This window comes from Succinivibrio sp., assembly GCF_045124615.1.
Lineage (GTDB): Bacteria > Pseudomonadota > Gammaproteobacteria > Enterobacterales > Succinivibrionaceae > Succinivibrio > Succinivibrio faecicola.
In genome coordinates this window covers 1-1,745 of the sequence record NZ_JBGVMC010000155.1, presented here as the reverse complement: position 1 = coordinate 1,745, position 1,745 = coordinate 1, and the positions used below count along the sequence as shown (strand labels likewise).

At 37.1% G+C, this 1,745-nt stretch carries 2 protein-coding genes; both read right to left on the bottom strand.

Annotated features, from left to right (window positions below; genetic code table 11):
* Positions 1-1,247, bottom strand: a 1,247-nt coding sequence (locus ACJML3_RS04050; protein ID WP_406020851.1) for an NCS2 family permease, incomplete at its 3' end; no start/stop codon positions are given.
* 196 nt (positions 1,248-1,443) lie between these two features.
* The coding region (locus tag ACJML3_RS04045; RefSeq protein ID WP_406020849.1) for a TM2 domain-containing protein at positions 1,444-1,745 on the bottom strand (302 nt) is incomplete at its 5' end.

Sequence of the window (1,745 nt, the reverse complement as noted above, 5' to 3'; positions counted from 1 at the left end):
ATCTTTCCTGAAAAAATCTTCATGATGCAATAGCAGGTAAAGCCTATTCCAAAGCCGATTGCAATTGAGTAGGTTAAAGGCATCATGATAATTATGAGGAAACTTGGAATTACCTCTGACAGATCGTTAAAATCAATATTTTTGATATGTGAAAGCATAAGCGCACCTACGATTATCAGCACAGGTGCTGTTGCAAATGCAGGTATGATTGCAGCAAGTGGCGTGAAGATAAATGATAATAAGAAGCAAACTGCAACTGTTACTGCTGTAAGACCTGTTCTACCACCAGCCTGAATACCTGATGATGATTCAATATATGTTGTAACGGTGCAGGTTCCAAGAGCAGCTGATAGCATTGTACCTGTTGAATCAGTTAAAAGAGCCTTATCTACGTTTTCTATTTTTCCTTCAAAGCTCATCAAACCTGATGATTTGCTAAGGCCGATTAGTGTACCAATGTTGTCAAATAGTTCAACAACAGTGAAGGTGAAGATGATAGATACAATACCGTATTTGACTGCACCTAATATATCCATCTCAAGGAAAGTTTCCTTAAGTGATGGTATGGTGAATGATACGACATCGCCAACTGAAGTTGGAGCAGGAGTAATATTGAATATCATTCCTATGATAGTTGTTGCAATGATACCAATAAGCATTGCTGCCTTAACTTTTAAGTACAGAAGAACTGCAATAAAAGTAACACCAAATAGAGTAAGCATAACCTTAGGATCGCTAAGATGACCTAGTGTTACTAATGTTGCATCAGAGTTTGCAACAATACCTGAACTTTGGAATCCTACAAAGGCGATGAACATACCAATACCGACAACAATTGCAGATTTCAAGCTTAATGGTACTGATTCAATTATTTTTTCACGAAGCTTTGTTAAGGTCAGAATTAAAAAGACGATACCAGATATAAATACTGCACCAAGTGCTGTCTGCCAGGAAAGACCAACTGTTTTACAGACATAGAATGAGAAAAAAGCGTTGATACCCATTCCTGGTGCAACTGCATATGGAAGTTTTGCAAAAAGTCCCATTGCAAGAGTACATAAGGCTGCAGACCATAGTGTTGCTGCAATAGCAGCTTCTTTTGGTATTCCTGAAACCTCAAGGATAGACGGATTTACGAAAATAATATAGGCCATCGTAATGAAGGTAGTAAGTCCAGCTAGTATTTCCGTTTTGAATGTGCTGTTCTTTTCTGTAATAGAAAAATACCTATCTAGAAAATTTTTCATAAATTACGTCCTTGAGTGAAGAGTTTTTTTCAGTATACATCAGTTAGTTTTTGTAGGTATAAACATATTTTTTGTGAACGAAAAATATGCATAAGCAAAAAATGGTGCATGAATTTGACCAGCATAGTACGAAAAAGCATATACAGGTGAGGATCTGCATATGCTTTATGTTATTTATCTTGCGCTTTTGACAGGTTTAAACCTGAATGTTTCCTTTTTCATCTGCTGTTTTGCAAAGACCGATGATAAATTCGATAAATGCAATAAAGCCTGGTATAAAGGTCCAGCAGAAAATAAGATAAATGAAGCCTAGAAGAATGTGACCTGCATAGAATTTGTGGATACCGATGCCACCTAGGAAGAAAGCTAACAGAACATATCCGACCTTGTTAACTGAGTGAGGTGCATTTGCAGTCAATGGCACAGCCTTTTTGGAAACTATTACCTTGTTTTCTGCGCTGAATACATCAACTTCAACTCCTACAGCAGGTGTAAAGC